At 49.8% G+C, this 17,695-nt stretch carries 15 protein-coding genes and 1 tRNA gene; 4 read left to right on the top strand and 12 right to left on the bottom strand.

The window, feature by feature from the left end; translation table 11 throughout:
* Positions 1 to 280: 280 nt before the first annotated feature.
* The 10 genes from A3OW_RS0100090 to A3OW_RS0100040 form a co-directional block, all read right to left on the bottom strand.
* Positions 281 to 1,741: a glycosyltransferase family 4 protein gene (locus A3OW_RS0100090; RefSeq protein WP_157385746.1), complete on the bottom strand. Its 1,461-nt coding sequence runs from the start codon at positions 1,739 to 1,741 to the stop codon at positions 281 to 283.
* Between the two features lie 785 nt (positions 1,742 to 2,526).
* The gene (locus A3OW_RS0100085; protein ID WP_020561399.1) at positions 2,527 to 3,153 is read right to left on the bottom strand and encodes a beta/alpha barrel domain-containing protein; all 627 of its coding nucleotides are present in this window, start codon (positions 3,151 to 3,153) and stop codon (positions 2,527 to 2,529) included.
* Entirely contained in the window at positions 3,150 to 3,743 is a 594-nt protein-coding gene (locus A3OW_RS23630) for a serine O-acetyltransferase (RefSeq protein ID WP_051091776.1), read from the bottom strand. The genes A3OW_RS0100085 and A3OW_RS23630 overlap by 4 nt, the downstream gene beginning before the upstream one ends.
* 45 nt (positions 3,744 to 3,788) lie before the next feature.
* The gene (locus tag A3OW_RS0100075; RefSeq protein ID WP_020561397.1) at positions 3,789 to 4,370 is read right to left on the bottom strand and encodes a serine O-acetyltransferase; all 582 of its coding nucleotides are present in this window, start codon (positions 4,368 to 4,370) and stop codon (positions 3,789 to 3,791) included.
* A 6-nt stretch (positions 4,371 to 4,376) separates the two neighbouring features.
* A complete protein-coding gene (locus A3OW_RS0100070) occupies positions 4,377 to 4,613 on the bottom strand; it encodes an acyl carrier protein (protein ID WP_020561396.1) in 237 nt (78 codons plus the stop codon).
* 513 nt (positions 4,614 to 5,126) lie between these two features.
* Entirely contained in the window at positions 5,127 to 5,741 is a 615-nt protein-coding gene (locus A3OW_RS0100065; protein WP_026223213.1) for a chorismate--pyruvate lyase family protein, read from the bottom strand.
* Positions 5,738 to 7,207, bottom strand: a complete 1,470-nt coding sequence (locus A3OW_RS0100060; protein ID WP_020561394.1) for a class I adenylate-forming enzyme family protein — start codon at positions 7,205 to 7,207, stop codon at positions 5,738 to 5,740. The genes A3OW_RS0100065 and A3OW_RS0100060 overlap by 4 nt, the downstream gene beginning before the upstream one ends.
* A gap of 53 nt (positions 7,208 to 7,260) precedes the next feature.
* On the bottom strand, positions 7,261 to 7,998 hold the full coding sequence (locus tag A3OW_RS0100055; RefSeq protein WP_020561393.1) for a glycosyltransferase family 2 protein: 738 nt from the start codon (positions 7,996 to 7,998) through the stop codon (positions 7,261 to 7,263).
* Between the two features lie 244 nt (positions 7,999 to 8,242).
* Positions 8,243 to 9,274: a GHMP family kinase ATP-binding protein gene (locus A3OW_RS0100050; RefSeq protein WP_020561392.1), complete on the bottom strand. Its 1,032-nt coding sequence runs from the start codon at positions 9,272 to 9,274 to the stop codon at positions 8,243 to 8,245.
* Between the two features lie 784 nt (positions 9,275 to 10,058).
* Positions 10,059 to 11,309: a cytochrome P450 gene (locus A3OW_RS0100040; protein ID WP_020561390.1), complete on the bottom strand. Its 1,251-nt coding sequence runs from the start codon at positions 11,307 to 11,309 to the stop codon at positions 10,059 to 10,061.
* Positions 11,310 to 11,712: 403 nt separating this feature from the next.
* Between A3OW_RS0100040 and A3OW_RS0100030 the strand changes: the two genes are divergently transcribed.
* On the top strand, positions 11,713 to 13,059 hold the full coding sequence (locus A3OW_RS0100030) for an IS5 family transposase (protein WP_020561388.1): 1,347 nt from the start codon (positions 11,713 to 11,715) through the stop codon (positions 13,057 to 13,059).
* Between the two features lie 157 nt (positions 13,060 to 13,216).
* Here A3OW_RS0100030 and A3OW_RS0100020 read toward each other — a convergent pair.
* A tRNA-Ser gene (locus tag A3OW_RS0100020) sits at positions 13,217 to 13,306 on the bottom strand.
* A gap of 387 nt (positions 13,307 to 13,693) precedes the next feature.
* Between A3OW_RS0100020 and A3OW_RS0100015 the strand changes: the two genes are divergently transcribed.
* Genes A3OW_RS0100015 through A3OW_RS27515 form a run of 3 tightly spaced genes read left to right on the top strand, consistent with a single transcriptional unit; the run spans position 13,694 to position 16,846 of the window.
* Positions 13,694 to 15,844, top strand: coding sequence for an adenosylcobalamin-dependent ribonucleoside-diphosphate reductase (locus A3OW_RS0100015; protein ID WP_020561386.1), 2,151 nt, complete (start codon positions 13,694 to 13,696; stop codon positions 15,842 to 15,844).
* A gap of 17 nt (positions 15,845 to 15,861) precedes the next feature.
* Positions 15,862 to 16,548 (top strand): TSCPD domain-containing protein, encoded by a 687-nt coding sequence (locus tag A3OW_RS0100010; protein ID WP_020561385.1) that lies wholly within the window; start codon positions 15,862 to 15,864, stop codon positions 16,546 to 16,548.
* Positions 16,541 to 16,846, top strand: coding sequence for a hypothetical protein (locus A3OW_RS27515; protein ID WP_157385745.1), 306 nt, complete (start codon positions 16,541 to 16,543; stop codon positions 16,844 to 16,846). The genes A3OW_RS0100010 and A3OW_RS27515 overlap by 8 nt, the downstream gene beginning before the upstream one ends.
* Before the next feature lie 311 nt (positions 16,847 to 17,157).
* Here the strand turns inward: A3OW_RS27515 and A3OW_RS0100005 are convergent.
* Positions 17,158 to 17,695 (bottom strand): IS91 family transposase (locus A3OW_RS0100005; RefSeq protein WP_020561384.1); only part of this gene is annotated, 538 nt, incomplete at its 5' end.

Genomic DNA, 17,695 nt, shown 5'->3' with positions numbered 1-17,695 from the left:
TGCTTGATAGCCATAAGCGCATTAACCGGCAGTCGAGACCACGACGTCATGCCGACATGATCGAAATTTCGAAAAGTATCCGTACCGTCGAATTTCCGAGGCAGACAGGTTAATGTCATTAAGTCATCATTCTTTCAAAATACCGATAACTTGGCATGCTTTTTCTTGTAGAGAATTCAGTTGTCCCAGAGCGTTTTCCCACCGCGCCTGGGAACGAATTGATCCGCCTTCGGCATCCAGCCTGAGCGAATCAATTCTCCATGCGATCCGAAAATGCACATCAAGCAGCTTCTTCCTTGGATTTGTCGGGTTTTTGGGTGACTTTTTGCAGCGGTTCGGAATTGGAGAAAGCCACTTTTCTTTGCTCGAGGAAATCGATCCGTTTTTGCACCTTGCGGCGGTCGCCGCCGCTGCGGCCGCTGTCCTTGACCTTCTGATCGCTATGGCGCCGGTCCACGTACTGGATTTCATAGGTGCTGCGCAGATAGCGCGCCAGCTCCTGCTCGCGTCCCGCCGCGCCTTTTTCTTCGAGCATGATGTGGTAGATGATCTCGATGCCCTTGGCCAGGGTGTTCCAGTCGAAATTGCCCTGCAGGGTGATTTTGGCCTGGGCGCCCAGGATGTCCCGCAGATCCTTGCGCTGCAACAAAAAGGCGATGCCGGCGCCGAGACTGTCGTGATCGTGGTCCGGCGCCAGATAGGCGTTGAACATGTGGTGCAGCCCTTTGCCGCCGCCCTCGAAACTGACGATGGCCTTGCCCGCCGCCATGTAATTCAACAGCTTGACCGGATGGCCGGGACACTCGGGCCGCGGCACCACGGTCACGTCCGCGGCCGCCAGATAGTCCGGCAGATCCTCCAGCGCCACCGGATAGGCGAACACCAGCCGTTTCTCGATGCCCAGTTCCTGCGCCAGCGCCAGATACTCCTGCTGATGGCCTTTGTGCAGGATGTTGCAGGCGATCATCAGCATCGCGTCCGGGCATTCCTGCAGCGTGCGCTGCATCGCTTTCAGCAGATAATCCAGCCGCTGAAACTGATCCAGAGTGCCGGTGTACATGACCAGAGGCTTGCTGCCGATGCCGTGCTTGGCCCGCACTTTGGCGCCGTTGCCGTGCGCGAACATGTCCAGATTGACCCCGGCCGGCACCACCTTCAGGCGCGCCGCCGCCACCCCTTTGTCGAGCAGGAATTCCTTCAGGCTGTCCGACACCATGGTCACGTAGTCGCCGGTTCTCGGCACCAGCACGTCCAGCAGCTTGCCCAGAAACACCGCCAGTGCCCGCGGCTTGATGAAGTTGTAGGTGGGCAACTCGTCGGCCATGCTGTTGACCGCGTTGTACAGCATCGGCCGGCCGGTCAACAGCTTGCCCAGCCAGCCGATCAGAGCGCCTTCGTAGTTGTGGGCGTGGATCACGTCGACCTTGTGTTTCCGGATCAGCCCCACCAGTTTCAGCACCATCAGCGGGTCGTAGATGAATTTCTCCCAGGCCGGCCCCACCTTGATTTCGTTGGATTTCAAAAACGGCGCCCGCACCCGGTGGATGGCGACGCCCTCGACCGGAATGTCTTGCCGGATCGGATAGGTCAGAATGTGCACCGTATGGCCCTGCCGCACCAGGGCTTCCGACATTTCCCGGATCGACGCCGGGGAGCCGTGATTGGCGGGAAACGGACAGGCGGCAACCATCACAATCGTGAGCTTTCGACCCGCATGGCAATCTGTTGCTCGAATAGACATTAAACTCTCCTTGGTTTGATTTAAAAAATTAATCGTTCCGCTTATCTGGTACGGATTACTATGGAAATACATTCCAATATCAAACTTGAGCGCTAGAATACAGCGCCAACATTACGATCATATTAAGCGGCCAAATTGCTTCTTCAGGCACTAATCAAAACTTATTGCCATAATTAAAATTTGACATACCGGAAGGACTGACAGAAAATTTCCGGACATTTTTATTATTCGCTTGAACATCGGCGTTTTAATGGATGCCGATAAACGGTTTAATCTACAACAACACAAAAACCTTCCATTGTCAGCAACGGCGATAGCGGCTTCGAGCAGAAAGCTCCGATTAATTCCTTCTCCCTCCTGGACGGCTGCGAATGCAGGAGCAAGGCAGAAAACTGCTCCGTGCGTTTTCTATTCGCCCCATCCCTGTGGCTTGGCCACGCCGGGAGCGCTTGCCGAGAGGGTTAAAATCAGGATGATAACCGGCTGATTTTTCTAGCCTCGCCCCGACTTATCCCTTTATGCCTTGAGGGGGCAAGAGGAGCCGAATTATTCAGAATTTCCCTACGTTATAAAAGCACGGTTAAGGTTTTTATATTGCTTATTTTAAGTATTAATCCTTGCCGATATCGGTACCTTATTCCCGTCCCAATAGTTATTCAAAATAACAAGCAGTTAGAAAGTCAAGAATTGTAAAACTTAATCGGTACACCCTTAACCTTCGCTGAACGAATAATAAAACGCCAAAACAAAATTTACTGTTTAGTCCAATCTTTACACAAAATCCCTTACGCGGATTTATTGGGAGAAATTATTTTAATCGACGGCATAGCCTCAACCTTTTCGAATAATCCCCCATATACTTTTTCAAGCTGTTTGCGAATCGATTCGGGCTGGTCAAGCCAGGACGATTTTCGCTCCTTGACTTCGAAGGGATCCTTAGTGCCGAAAAAATCAAGTATTTCTCCGATGTGATCGGCTAGCGCCTCGTATTTAATCAATATGATGGGATGCTTCGGATTGACTTCGGAGGTCCAGTTATCGAATTGCCTTTCCATGTAAAACTCGTCCTTTCCCTGCGCCAGAAACTCCTCCAATGAAATGCCTTCCAAATTCTTTGGTTCAGTTCCACTATCCGCATTCATCGCACGCACATGCATGTGCTGATACCCTCTTCGAAAGACTGAAAGCACCGCGTTGTACGGATTACCGTAAATGTAACCCAGCTTGATATTGTCGTATTGATCAAAAACTCTAGGAGAATAGGCATGCTCCTTTACTGTTTTGTCTGCAATCGAGCCGATATGCCGGGCCAATGCAGTCGATCCCACTCCTCCCATCGATGCCATTGCGCTTCTGAAATCTGCGCCAATCGCCAGACGGCGGATCATCGCTTGAATTGCGAAAAGCCTCATATTATCTCCTGCTTTAATGAATGTTGAATTTCGGTCCGATCGGAATTATTTATGTCTTGCTTCATGGGAGTATGTCTAGCCGGATTTCCTAGCGCGATGGAGTTACTCGGGATATCGCTGAGCACCAAACTATTGGCTCGCACCACCACATTGTCTCCTATGGTCACGTCGCCCAGCACCTTGCATCCCGCTTCAAGAGTGACATTATTACCGATGATGGGCAATCTCGATTTACCCCTGATATTGCCTACCGTTACGCCTTCATAAACGGTAAAATCAGAGCCGACTTTTTCCGCCAACACGAATACGCAAGAAAAATGCATCACGACAAACCGCGGCCCGATGTCCGCATAGGCCTGAATACTGATCCCTGTGAGCATCTGGATCAAATAAAAGCAAACAAAATAGAGAATCTTCAGTAAATGGCCCACCACCGGCAATCGTACATTTTTAGCAAAACGACCGAACCGGTAAACAAGTACAGCCAGAGTTCCGGGATCAAGCAAAACCGCAAAGGCGGAAGGAGATCCTGGATTTATTCCGGAAAGCGATATTTTTTTGGCAATATCTTCGCGACTATATTGATACATTTGAAAAATCCAAGTTCTTAATTTAAATACGAATTGACGAATTCGCTAATAATTCATAGAACGGCCTTCAAGCTTGTCCGTTATCCAGTTGGTTTCGCGAGAGATTATTCGAGCCGGGACGCCCAATACGGTACAATTATCCGGCACGTCATTTATTACCACCGAATTGGCGCCGATGGCGACATTATCGCCGATAGTGACGCTTCCCAGCACCTTGGCCCCTGCCCCGATAAATACATTATTGCCAAGACGCGGCGGTTCAGGCTGTCCCCGCAAGTGGCCGATCGTAACATTTTGAAATACGATGCAGTTGTCGCCGATCGTGGCTTCACAGATAAAAATTCCGGAAAAATTATGGATCGTGAAGCCTTTTCCAATATTGGCATTGACAGGAATATAAATTCCGAACCCTAATACGACGAATGCCTTGCCAAGCAAATAAAATAAATTCAAAAACTGCTTTATTACCGGTATCTTCAGGTTTTTCACCCATCTTCCATACCGGAAAACAATAACGGCAATAGTGCCGGGCTCAAGAAATACCCGAATATTTTTGACAAACCAGGACTTCTCCTTCAAAAACCATTCCTGCTTTCTATGGATGTCCGCACGAAGATATTCAAACATGACGACTTATCCCAGATTGTCGATAAATTCAGCAAGCGTTTTCACGCTTTCGAATGTTTCGGGAGTCATCGTTTCACTGTCCAGAGGCTTTTCGAGTGCATGTTCGAGTTCAACCAGCAAGGTAATCCGATTGATTGAATCAAGGCCAAGCGGTTGATCAACGCGGGTACCCGACAGATCGGCCCCCGTTACCCGTTCCACGACCTCGCGTACCAATTCAATTGTGTTTCGATTTTGACTCATAAAAAATATCCTCTTCCTTTTAAAAAAAAGCAATTTTCACGCCAAATCATACCAAATGGCTTTCTAATGTGACGCAAACAGGCGTATTATTTAAAAATTCTCAATAATAAATTAACCTGATCGTCAAAATGACGTGAACTCAAGAAAAATTAATTCAGACAGTATATTGCAATGCTTGCTTTTAAACCACAAACAGTTGCAAGTAGGGCAAAAGTGACATTATTTGCACCAAAGTGACACTATTTGGGCGTACTGTCAATTTTAATGTTTACCTGGCCTGACAATTTCCCGCGTGTCATCTGGAATTGTCCGGGCTCAATTCCAAACCAGTCTCAGCCGGAGCACTCCCTAGGCCATTACAGGTCGTCAGGAATTTCTTGAAACGATTCGCCGGAATGCCGACAGAAACGACTCGCCTCGCCCGAAACGATTTTTATCGTTTCGAGCGAGGAAAGACAGATTCACAACTGAATTTAAGCCGATAGAATTACAGTTTTGCTTGATACCGAACCGTCAGGTTCGATCATTGTATAAACGATACGGGAATTTCTCCGTGATCAAAATAGTAGCCTCTCCCTGCATAAAAACCCTGTATGTCCGATAGAGCAGTTCGCCGCATTTAGCGGAGTTAAAAACGGGAGCTAATGATTCATCGATTTCACGGCCGATATCGAGCACTTCGCGGTAACTTTCAAGCCCCCGTTCGCGCAACAGTTCGCCAATACCGATGTTGCCCGCAAGAAAATCTTCCTTCAGTCCCTGAGGTATCAAATCGAGCCTGAGCCAGGATTTGGCGTAAGCATACACTTTCCCGCTGATTTCTCCCTTGAGCCTTACTTCGCGTTGCAATGCCGAATCGCCGGGACGCATGTTGATCCATTCGATGGCGCTGGATAAGGTCACCGGCGTTTGCCCAAGGTTTTCAACCACCACCGGCTCCCAAAAGAAAGCTTCGAGACTTTTCGTTACAGTACCGTCCGTCACGAGCAATGTTCTCAGAAAAGGCGGCATGGCTTCTATATCGAGATTTTCATGCCGGCTATTGGTAATGATCCCGCCAGGCACATAGCCTTTGGACTTAAAATAACTCTCCATAGGGAGAGTATTGCTATAACTTTCTGTACTCATACGACCTCCCCAGGATTATCTATCAGATGTTTCCTTAAAATCTTACCTAATGGACTGCGCGGTATTTCACTGCGGAATTCCACTTTTTTCGGCACCTTGTACCAGGCAAACTGCTGTTCACACAAAGCGATAATTTCTTCTTCGGAACACCCCTCATCAGCAACCACGACGGCTTTCACCATTTCGCCATAATTGGAATGGGGCATGCCCACCACGACCACTTCACGGATTTTCGGATGCGTTTTAATGACCGTTTCCACATCCAGCGGGTCCACTTTATTACCCGCGACATTGATAAAAAGTTTTTTCCGACCTTTAATGAAAAGCCTCCCCTCGGCATCCACCAGACCCAGATCCCCCGACAAATAATAACCGTCCCGGAAACATTCCTCGGTTAACGTGGGCAAATCGTCATACTGCCTGGTCATCGCGGGGCTCCGGACCGCTACCTCGCCGAGTGATCCAGCGGACACAAGCTCTCCATTCTCATCTAGGATATCGACCTGAACGCCTTTCAGCGGCTTGCCCACCGACTCTTCAGTCGTCGTATCGCCGTCATAATTGATACAGATCGCACCCGTTTCGGTCGATCCGTACAGTTGCTTGACTGTCTTGCCGAAAGTATTCCGGAAACGCTCGGCGATTTCTTTAGCAAGAGGCGCTCCTGCGGTAAATACCAGTCTTATGCCGCTCAGATCCGGCTTGGCAGGATAAAAAGATTCGGCGATCATTTTGATCATGAAAGGAACGGCCGGGTAAATGGTAACGCCCGAGCCTTCAATGAGCTTGACCGCTTCTCTCGGATTAAAATCGCCTTCCATCAGGACCAGAGTCCCGCCCGACATCAACGCAGCGAACATACAATTATTGAAACCGTGCGCATGGTAAAGAGGAACGGTGCATAATACGACATCCTGATCGGACAATTCGATCGTCGCGGCCAAAGCCCGGTATTCGGCCATTAATTGAGTCTGCGTGCGAGTCACTCTTTTCGGCTTGCCCGTGGATCCTGAAGAATACATGTGAAGAGCCGGCACTTCTCCGCCGACCACTGCCGCCTCCGGCGTCCCTTTCGTGCCCGCCATGGACTGCTTGTCCAGATTGATTTTCTCTATCGGCGTGGAAATACTCTCAAGCAATGCCTCCGCCTTGTCTCCATGAATCACCTTGCAAGCGGAAGAGGTTTCCAGATAATACTTGACCTCGGCAGCCTGAAAACGAGTATTGACGGGAACCGCAATCGCACGACAAGCCATGATCGCCAGGATCGATGCGACAAAGTCGACACTGTTCGGCAATAAAACCCCGACCGCATCGCCCTTTTTAACACCCGATTCAGCCAGCGCTGCCGACAGACCGTCAATGCGATCAAGCAACTCGGCGTAACTGATCACTTGTTTGCCGGAGATAATAGCCGGCTTTTCGGGATGTTGTTGCGCTATCTGCTTGAAATACTCATGTATCATTAAGCCTCCTTATTAAATAAGCACCCTGAGTCATCGAAGCAATGGATTCCTGCTCACTGCGCATTGGTCCCTTTGAGTTTCAAGCGGCCGTACATGGCAAACAGTTCACGGAATGCCTTTAGTATCACTTTCGGATTCGCCCCCGTTTGCTGTCCCTGTCTTCTTTCAAAATGGCTGACCGGCACTTCCTTGACGCTAAATTCGTTTTGCGCAGCCATTGCAAACATTTCGGTATTGACCAAAGCCCCAGCCGAATCAAGCTTGATGGTATCCAACACTTTGCGTCGGAACAACTTGAACGCGCAATCGATGTCCCTCACCTTAACGCCAAGCAAAATCCGGACCAGCCTGTTCCATGCCCATGCATTCAATTTTCTATGGAAAGGATCGGCTCTTTTCGCACGGTAGCCAACCACAATATCGTATTCCCCTATCCATTCTATCAACTTGTTGATTTCATTCAGATCGAATTGAAGATCCGAATCACTAAAAAAGATGTAGTCGCAACGGGCCTTGTAAAGACCGGTGCACAATGCGCGGCCGTAGCCGCTGTTTTGAGCAAGATGAACAGGCACCACGTTTTTATCCTCTCGCGCCAACCGATCAATAATTTCGCCCGTCCGGTCTTTGCTGCCGTCGTTCACTACCACAACTTCATAGGATTGGGCATATTTTTGAAGAACCTGACGCGCAGCATCGACTGCCTTCTCAATATTGCTTTCTTCATTGTAAGCCGGAAATACAATGGACAGACTGGAAAGTCGAGTATCATTTTCACTAACGGCCGCCATATCGCGTTTCTCCTTTAATTGGTAATGCACTGAGGGGGAATAATTTGTTATAAAAGGCACGAACAACGGTACGTGCCCGGTCGCTTTATCAAAATTTAAAGCCAACCCATCCTGCGCCGGGAAATTATCTGAGTATTAAAAGATCTGGACAAAGCAATTTTCCCTATTGATTTCCGCAATTCAATAAAACGGTTGCCGAAAAGTAAGGATTATTGCTGCAAAAGATTAACACGTACTTAAAATGCTAACCGACGCGCCAGCTTTGAAGCCCGTTGAGCTCAAATTGAAAATCCACCACTTCACCGCCCAAGCGCTCTAAAGATTCAGCGACTTTATTTTTTTTGCCGTTTGCACAGTAGAAGGTCATAAAACCGCCTCCGCCTGCACCACTGACTTTTCCACCTATCGCACCGGCTTGGCGGGCAGTATCGTACATTTCGTCAATGAGTGGATTGCTGATTTCATCCGCCATACTTTTTTTAGACTCCCAAGCGGAATGCAGGAGCTCCCCGAATTTATGCGTCTGCCCTCTCAACAAGGCATTTTTCATATCCAGGGTTTGTTGCTTGAGATCGTGCATGGCATCCAGGCTTTTTTTCTTGCCGTCGTTGACGTTTTTTACTTGAGCATCAATGATGTTACCGGAAAGCCTGCTCTTTCCAGTGTAATATAAAAGAAGGTTGTATTCAAGTTCGTTGATGATATCCTTCTTGATGCGCAACGGGTTTACCAGGGTATAGTCATGGCCGAACTCCATGAAGTTGAAGCCGCCGAAAGTACAGGCATACTGGTCCTGTTTTCCTCCCGAAATGGCCAGATCCACCCGCTCGATTTCAAGCGCCAGATTGGCAATTTCATAGTCGCTCAAACCCAATCCGTGCCACTCGTTAAAGGCACCGACCAGGGACACCACCATCGCGGATGAAGAGCCCAATCCGGATCCCGGTGGCGCATCATTATGCGTCATCAGACTCACACCCTTCTGGCCCCGCTTCAACCGATTAATGACAGCCTTTAACAGATCCATTTCGCCATCCAACGGCAAATTGTCTTCAACCTGAAAATGAGCAATGTAATCGTAATCGAGCGAATGAACTTCGATCTTATCGTTCAAGGTAGGCTGTAAGGTACTGTAGGCGTACTTGTTTATGGTAGCGTTTAAAACACAGCCACCGTAAGTATCGCAATACGGAGGCACATCGGTACCGCCTCCGGCAAAACTGACACGTAACGGTGCTTTCGCGCGAATTATGGCCTGAGCCCCTTCTTTCGACATTATGAATCCTCAAGTAAACGACAAGTAAAACAATAAAAAAGTATAGTCACTGTGACAGGATTATCCACCGGACCTCATTTGAAAATGATATGTAATGAAGAATTACTCCCAAAAATCGGCTTTTCCGCCCTTTATTATTGCCGGCAAACACTGCTTCAGCGGGTGGCCTGGAACATCCTTCTGATGAGGGTTGCTCTTAGGTGAAAATGAGGTTTACGGCTTATTATCTTGCTGGAATGTTAAAAATTTATGATGTGTTTGAAGAGCCGAGATTACATCTACGTCTCGAAAATCTTGATTTTTTATCCGATCATATGCCGAAATGTCCGTTTTTATTTCAGCCTTATCGATTCTTTCGGCCATTCAATTCAACGAGAGGGAAAACCGTGGCCTGAAATTGTTCAGGAAATGTCGTGTAGCCGGCATTTTCCTTGATCTGGCGAAAATATATCCCGGATCTTCACAAAACTCAAGAATTCAATGAGTTCGAAAGGATTAATTTTAGAGAGTGAATGAGAGATAAAAACATTTCATATCCATAAAATATCTGTCGTACCGCGGCCGCTTTCAAAACGGTTCCGACTTCAATCTCAAAGCACAGACCCGCCTTTTAAAAGGCTGATTCAATGCCGTTTTACCGGCTCTATCGGCCACGAAGATTTTTGGCTTCCTTCCGCCCGTTTTAGGCATGCTCGAAAATAAACCGAGCGGATAATTTCAGTATGCCGTTAAGTCCGGGCCCATCGGAGGAGAGCACTGCGCTTTTGCCGTCGCACAGCGCCCGTTACACCCGCTCTCTCACATTACTAATGACGAAGCGGCTACGCGGCAGAGCAGGCAGTCTTCTGTAGTCGATTCCCAGATCCTGCTCCGGCACGTCATAAGCAAGATCTCTGGCCAGAAAGTTCGATGCTACCTTGATCAGTTCGAGAGCGATCCATTCGCCTGGGCAACGGTGACCGTGATAATGCTCACCGCCTCCCTGTGGAATGAAACTGAATGCATTTTCTTCCCAGTGCCGGAACCGATCCGGCTGAAATTCATACGGAAACTCCCAACTCCGTTCGTCATGGTTGGTGCCGAACAAGTCCAGTGCCGCCTTGCTCCCCTGCGGGAAACGATAGCCCTTCCAGTCGAAATCCTGCTTCACAACGGCCATGACCGCGGGAAAGAACGGATAGAACCGCCGGACCTCCTGCACAAACAGGTCCGCAAAGCCCTCCTCCCCGGCCGCAAGCCTTTCCCGGCATACCGGATACTGATACAGAGACAGCGCAGCGAACACGATAAAGACCGAAACCGCCACCGTCGGCCGCAGTACATTGATGAGTTCCACTGCCGCGGTATGCCGATCCAGCAATTGCCCATTCAAGTCCCGGTGCATTGCCATTACCCAGGCCGCACTCTCTTCGGGCGGCTTGATGCGCCCGGCGCGGATATCCTCGATCAGATTTTCGATCCATCTTTCAGCCCGCTTACGAAACAACCGGGCTAACCAATGCCCCCGCCCGAAGCCAGCCGCTTTATCGAACATGGCCATCAGCTCGGCCGTTCTTTTGCCGACTTCCGGCTCCGGAAGCGAAACCCCGACCCAAGTGCACACGGACTGGGACAAAAGCCTGTTCACCTCGTCGTAAAGCACAATCCTGTCCATTTTTGCCCATTTCCGGGCATAATTCCGCCATCCCTCGGCGGTGATGGCGCCCAATTGCTCAATGCGTTCCGGTGACATCAGGGACATAAACATCTGCTTGCGATGCCGATGCGCTTCGCCATCCAGTGCCTGGACACCGCCCTGACCGAAAAGAGTCTTCAGGAGCCATGGCGGAGCGGCGCCGTTTCGTATGAACCGGCTCTCGTCATAAAACAGCTCGGCCGCTTCCGGTCCCGTCATGCAGATGGTCTTGCGGAGCATGAGCCGGGTCTGGAAGAGATCGGAGCGGTAATGCCGGCAGTGCTTCGAAATAAACCGGTACGGATCGAGCAACAGGGCCAAAGTGCTTTCAGGCCAAATATCATGTGGGATTTCAGGCATCGGATCATCCTCCTGAGCAAATTGTTTGGAGCCTGTTCAGCCTTGGTCCGGCATAATCAAAGAATATGGTTTTTTAAGAAAAAACACTTCCGGCGTTCATTTTCCGACAAAAACTTATTCGCTTGAAACAACAGGCCGCCCCATCACAAAATTTGGCAAACCGAACGACAATTTGTTCCTTTTAGAAATTAGAAAGGACGACGACCGGTTTAAAAAAGTGCTCACGATCCGAAAGACGCTATTTCTGAGCATCTTAATGGATAAAGACATTGGGATATATTTAGTCGTCCCTGATTAATTCATAAGAAATTGATTAATATCATATAAATGGATATTTATGAGGTCAAAAATTGCAAGAAAATGTTAAAATGGGTTTTATTTTCTTGCAAATTTTCACCGAAAAATGAAGCCCAAACGTCCTCAGGAAGTTGTGCAAAATGACCTTTTCAAAACTCGCCTGGACGAGTTTTTGAACCCGAAACATGAACTTTATCGATTGGCCAGCAAAATAGACTGGGCTCGGCTGGACGAAGAATTCGGCCCGTTTTTTGAAGCAGAACAAGGCGCCCCGGCGTTGTCGACCCGTTTGATCGCCGGATTGCATTATCTGAAACATGCGGAAGGTTTATCGGATGAAGCGGTCGTTAAACGCTGGGTTGAAAACGGTTATTGGCAGTACTTTTGTGGCGAAACCTTTTTTCAGCATGAGGTTCCCTGTCATCCGACCTCGCTGACGAAATGGCGGCAACGGATCGGTGAAGCCGGCTGTGAGTGGCTGTTGTTATTGACGATCGAGGCGGGCGTCGCTACCCGGACCGTGAAGAAACGAGATTTTCAATCGGTCACCGTCGATACTACCGTTCAGGAAAAAGCGGTTGGCTTTCCGACGGACGGCAAGTTGTACGAAAAATGCCGTCGGGAGCTGGTCAAGCTGGCTGGACAACACGGGCTGCCCCTGCGACAGAACTACAATAAAAAGGCACCGCTGCTGTTAGTGCAATCGCATCGTTATCATCATGCCAAGCAAATGAAGCGTAAGCAAAAAGCCCTGAAGCAACTGAAAACCCTGGTCGGTCGTGTTTATCGGGATATCCTGCGGCAACTGCCGCAACAGGAGCTGGCCGCGCAAAGGGGGCTTCAGGACGCCCTGGCCAAAACCCAGCGGATACTGAATCAGAAACACACCGACAAAAACAAACTCTACAGCTTTCATGCACCGGAAGTGGAATGCATCAGTAAAGGGAAAGCACACAAAAAATACGAGTTCGGCGTCAAAGTCGGCATCACGGTGACCAATAAAAGTAATTTCGTGCTGGGCGCCAGGAGCTTTCCCGGCAATCCTTATGACGGCGATACCTTGTACTCCTGCCTGGAACAAGCTGAAATCCTGAGCGGTACCCGAGCCAAAGAAGCTTTTGTGGATTTGGGCTATCGGGAGCGAGAAATACCCGGTGTCACCCTGTACAAGTCAAGGCAAAAACGGGGAGTCCATACCCGACGGTTGAAAACCGCGTTAAAACGGCGCAATGCCATCGAGCCGGTGATTGGACACATGAAGAACGATGGCTTGCTGAGCAGAAATTACCTGAAAGGCCAACTCGGTGATGCCATGAATGCCGTTCTCTGCGCCGCTGGACACAACATGCGTTTAATCCTCAGGCGGTTGAGGATTTTTTGGCCGGAAATCGGGGAAGCCATCTGCCGGTTTTTACAAAATAAAACGGTTCAGGAATCTGTTTATGTTTCCTAATGAGCTGTTTTTTTCAAAAAAATGACTTTTTCAGGGACGACTATTTAGTGAAAAAACGCCTCAAGGCATTGATGACTCTGGAAAGTTAAGTTAACTTCCAGGATATAGGAACTAACGACTTAATTAATTAAATAACTTACTGATTTTAAAGAAGAAGTGGCGGAGAGACAGAGATTCGAACTCTGGGAGGGGATAAACCCTCAACGGTTTTCAAGACCGCCGCTTTCGACCGCTCAGCCATCTCTCCGCGAACCGCATATGATATCGGAACGAATTCAAAAATCAATTTTTTTATTTATTCCGGTCATATCCTCTTAAATTCGACCTATTCGACCTCATGGAGAGTACTCGACTTTGCAGCAAATACGTCAAAAATCGGCAAGTATTTGAAAATTGTTGAATTCGAATTTCAGCCTCATTCACATCCCTCACTCTTCCGGTCCAGCAACGGCGACGGCTTTGCAAATTTATCGGAATCCATTATTGTATTTTTTCAAAAACACTATATATTGTGCATAGGTTAAATCCAATTAACTACATATAGTCACTCAACGATAAATCTTCGCCTTCCTAACTGGCTGATTTATCGCGACTTTAACCCATCCTTTCAATCACGATTCACAGGGACATCATCATGAACGCACATCTCCATGTCATCGCCAACACGGTTACCGAAATTCCCTTACAGGATGCCTCCATCGATATCTGGGACACCAAATACCGCTTAAAAACGAAAGAAGGCGTGGCCATCGATGCGACCATTGATGAGACTTACCAGCGGGTCGCCAAGGCGCTGTCGGAGGTCGAAACCGGCAAGAACAAGCAAGATCAATATTACAAGGAATTCCTCTGGGCCCTGCGGCAAGGCGCCATCCCGGCCGGGCGCATCGTCTCCAACGCCGGCGCGCTGGAGCACAAGCCCGCCACGTCGACGATCAACTGCACCGTGTCCGGCACGATCGCCGATTCGATGGACGATATCCTGGCCAAGGTGCATGAAGCCGGGCTGACCTTAAAGGCCGGCTGCGGCATCGGCTACGAATTCTCGACTCTGCGCCCGAAAAACGCCTATGTCTCCGGCGCCGGCGCCTATACCTCGGGACCTTTGTCGTTTATGGACATCTACGACAAGATGTGCTTTACCGTTTCCTCCGCGGGCGGACGCCGCGGCGCGCAAATGGCCACTTTCGACGTCGGCCATCCGGACGTCATCGAGTTTATCCGGGCCAAACGCGAGAACGGCCGCCTACGCCAGTTCAACCTGTCGCTGTTGATTACTTCCGAGTTCGTCGAGGCGGTCAAAAACGACCTGCCCTGGCCCTTGTCGTTTCCGGTCACCGAGAAGGAAGTCAAGGTGGACAAACTGGACCTAAACGACAAAAAACAGATCCTCTGGCGCGATCTGCCCTGCAAGGACGGCTACATCGTCAACAACGACGGTCTGATCGCCTGCCGCATCACCAAAACGCTGCCGGCGCGCCGCCTGTGGGACATCATCATGAGTTCGACCTACGACTACGCCGAACCCGGCTTCATCCTGATCGACAAGGTCAACGAGATGAACAACAACTGGTTCTGCGAAAACATCCGCGCGACCAACCCCTGCGGCGAACAGCCGCTGCCACCTTACGGCAGTTGTCTGTTGGGTTCGATTAACCTGACCCGCTTCGTGAGAAAGCCGTTTACCAGCGAAGCGCATTTCGACTGGGACACTTACCGCAAAACGGTCCGCATCTTTACCCGCATGCTCGACAACGTCGTCGAAATCAACGGCCTGCCGCTCGCCAAACAGCGCGAGGAAATCTTCAGCAAGCGCCGCCACGGCATGGGCTATCTGGGGCTCGGCTCGACATTGACCTTGCTCGCCATGAAATACGGCGAAGCCGACTCGCTCCGGTTTACCGAAGAAGTCACCAAGGTCATGGCCGTGGAAGGCTGGAAGGCCGGACTGGCGCTGGCAAAGGAAAAAGGTCCGGCCCCGATCATGGAACAGATGTTCACCGTGACCGGCGCTTTGCTGCACAAGCGCCCGGAAATGATCGCCGACGGTTATAAAATCGGCGACCAGGTTCCAGGCAAGGTGCTGCACACCAAATACAGCCGCTACATGCAGCAACTGGCCAAGGAAGAGCCCGAACTGGTCGCGGAACTGGCGGCGAACGGATCGCGCTTCACCCATCACAGTTCGATCGCGCCGACCGGAACCATTTCATTGTCTCTGGCCAATAACGCCAGCAACGGCATCGAGCCCAGCTTCGCCCACCATTATTCGCGCAACGTCATCCGAGCCGGCAAGAAGAGCAAGGAAAAAGTCGACGTCTTTTCGTTCGAACTTCTGGCCTACCGCGCCCTGGTCAACGCCGACGCGATGCCCTACAGCGACGATCCCGCCCGGCAGTTGCCCGACTATTTCATCGCCGCCGACGACATCAGCCCGAAGCAGCATGTCGACATTCAGGCCGCCGCGCAAAAATGGATCGATTCGTCGATTTCTAAAACCGCGAACGTGCCGACCGACTTTCCTTACGAAAACTTCAAGTCGATCTACGAATACGCCTACGACATGGGCCTGAAAGGCTGCACGACCTTCCGCTTCAATCCCGAAGTCTTCCAGGGCGTGCTGGTCAAGGAATCGGACCTTGAAAACACCACTTACCAGTTCACGCTGGAAGACGGCCACGTCGTCGAATTCAAGGGCAACGAGGAAGTGGAATACGACGGCGAGATCCATACCGCCGCCAACCTGTTCGACGCCTTGAAAGAAGGCTATTACGGCAAGTTTTGAGAATCGAGGATAACCCAATGACACATAAAATCAGCAAAAAAATCATCGGCTACAAGGTACTGACCAGCGAAGTCAAAGCCGCCGCCGAACAGGCCGCCAACGAAGCGAAAATCGCCGATCTGGAAAAGATGCACGAAAACCTCGAGCGTCCGGAAGTCCTGGTCGGCTCGACCTATAAGATCAAGACACCGCAGTCCGAGCACGCGTTGTACATCACGATCAACGACATCATCCTGAACCAGGGCACCGAACACGAAGAACGCCGGCCGTACGAAATCTTCATCAATTCCAAAAACATGGAGCACTTCCAGTGGGTTCTGGCGCTGACCCGAGTCATTTCGGCGGTGTTCCGGAAAGGCGGCGACGCCACGTTTCTGGTCGAGGAATTGAAAGCGGTGTTCGACCCGCGCGGCGGCTATTTCAAAAAAGGCGGTGTGTTCATGCCTTCCCTGGTCGCCGAAATCGGCCATGCGATCGAAGCCCACATGAAACACATCGGCATGATCAAACCGGAAGGTCTCAGCGACCACCAGAAACAGCTGATCGAAGAAAAACGCCGCGAATTCGAAGCTCTGCACGGCTCATCCAATGGCCAAGCCTTCCCCGAAAAAGCCGTGCTCTGCACAAAATGCAGCACCAAGGCGATGGTGTTGATGGACGGGTGCATGACTTGTTTGAATTGTGGGGAGAGTAAATGTGGTTAAAGAAGGAACGGAAAATGAAAATTTAAATCAAGTTGTTCCTCGAACTGAAGAGCAACAGAAAAGAGCGAATGAACTATATGATTCTTATCGAGATGAGGTGAGAAAAAGACAGTTATCTAACAATGAAAATTATGACAAAACTATTTTATCTCTTTCTTCGGCGGGCTTAGCACTATCATTAACAGCTATACGCTTTGTTGTACCATTAGAAATAGCTAGCTATTTAGATTTAATTAAATGGTCATGGTGGTTATTCGGTATAACAAATAAGCATTTTATCTGTCGTGCGCAAGCATGACAGATAAATGTGTGTTGGACTAAGCCGCTCTGGATGTTTGGCTTAGCCCGCCTTCTTTATTAATGGGGATTGTATTGTTTTCGAGCAGGGTTGTCCAAGATTTATCGGCTTTCTATGGACGTTAGTCTTGTTTGTAACTGACCGATTAGCTTCTGATAGGTCCGTCGAGGGAAGGATTTATTCAATTTTGTTCGCTTCATTTGTTAGTTTTTCGGTTTTTTCTTTCTCTCGGCCGCACGGTATCCCAGGCCTTTTGGCGCCTGTGGACGGGCTGTGCCGTTCCTGGCTTAAGCTTCCGATCGGTTTATCGCTTAGCCATACTCTATGCGCTTGGGCGCTATCTCTCCGACGACGATCATACGGCCTGTTTGGCATTGCGGACATAACTGCGGTTTTTCAATGATCGGCGCGGTAACGGGCTGACTGTTTACAACTTCCTGCTCGACGATCTCTTGCTCGGCTATGGCTTGCAGAGTATGCCGGATTTGCGCCAGCTTTTGTCGCCGGCATCGGTTGGCGAGAAAGCCGTAATGGCGAATGCGCATGAACCCGATCGGCAAAATATGCCATAAGAAGCGTCGAATCAGTTCTTCACCGCCCAACACCATGACTTTGTTGCGGTCATGATCCCGGTAGTCCTTGTAGCGCAGATGCACTTGGTCTTCGTCTATCTGCCGGATCCGCCCATTACTGAGTGCGGTTTTGCGACTGTAGCGGGCCAGATACTGGACCACTGTTTCGGCTTGGTTGAGATAGGCTTTGGTGTACACCACCCAGTCTGTTTGCATGAGCTCACGGAGTCGCGTATCGATTTCCGCAGGACGCGTGATCCGTTGCAGTTCACCGCGT

It is taken from the genome of Methylosarcina fibrata AML-C10 (genome assembly GCF_000372865.1).
GTDB lineage: Bacteria > Pseudomonadota > Gammaproteobacteria > Methylococcales > Methylomonadaceae > Methylosarcina > Methylosarcina fibrata.
The sequence above is the reverse complement of the archived record's forward strand: the minus strand, read 5'-3'. Positions and strand labels throughout refer to the sequence as shown.

Bases quoted from the DNA above. Each gene is read 5' to 3' on its own strand.
- A3OW_RS0100040 (WP_020561390.1), bottom strand. From the start codon at position 11,309: ATGCCTGAAATCCCACATGATATTTGGCCTGAAAGCACTTTGGCCCTG.
- A3OW_RS0100010 (WP_020561385.1), top strand. From the start codon at position 15,862: ATGACACATAAAATCAGCAAAAAAATCATCGGCTACAAGGTACTGACC.
- A3OW_RS0100015 (WP_020561386.1), top strand. From the start codon at position 13,694: ATGAACGCACATCTCCATGTCATCGCCAACACGGTTACCGAAATTCCC.
- A3OW_RS0100075 (WP_020561397.1), bottom strand. From the start codon at position 4,370: ATGTTTGAATATCTTCGTGCGGACATCCATAGAAAGCAGGAATGGTTT.
- A3OW_RS23630 (WP_051091776.1), bottom strand. From the start codon at position 3,743: ATGTATCAATATAGTCGCGAAGATATTGCCAAAAAAATATCGCTTTCC.
- A3OW_RS0100085 (WP_020561399.1), bottom strand. From the start codon at position 3,153: ATGAGGCTTTTCGCAATTCAAGCGATGATCCGCCGTCTGGCGATTGGC.
- A3OW_RS0100050 (WP_020561392.1), bottom strand. From the start codon at position 9,274: ATGTCGAAAGAAGGGGCTCAGGCCATAATTCGCGCGAAAGCACCGTTA.
- A3OW_RS0100030 (WP_020561388.1), top strand. From the start codon at position 11,713: ATGAAGCCCAAACGTCCTCAGGAAGTTGTGCAAAATGACCTTTTCAAA.
- A3OW_RS0100055 (WP_020561393.1), bottom strand. From the start codon at position 7,998: ATGGCGGCCGTTAGTGAAAATGATACTCGACTTTCCAGTCTGTCCATT.
- A3OW_RS0100090 (WP_157385746.1), bottom strand. From the start codon at position 1,741: ATGTCTATTCGAGCAACAGATTGCCATGCGGGTCGAAAGCTCACGATT.
- A3OW_RS0100060 (WP_020561394.1), bottom strand. From the start codon at position 7,207: ATGATACATGAGTATTTCAAGCAGATAGCGCAACAACATCCCGAAAAG.
- A3OW_RS0100065 (WP_026223213.1), bottom strand. From the start codon at position 5,741: ATGAGTACAGAAAGTTATAGCAATACTCTCCCTATGGAGAGTTATTTT.
- A3OW_RS0100070 (WP_020561396.1), bottom strand. From the start codon at position 4,613: ATGAGTCAAAATCGAAACACAATTGAATTGGTACGCGAGGTCGTGGAA.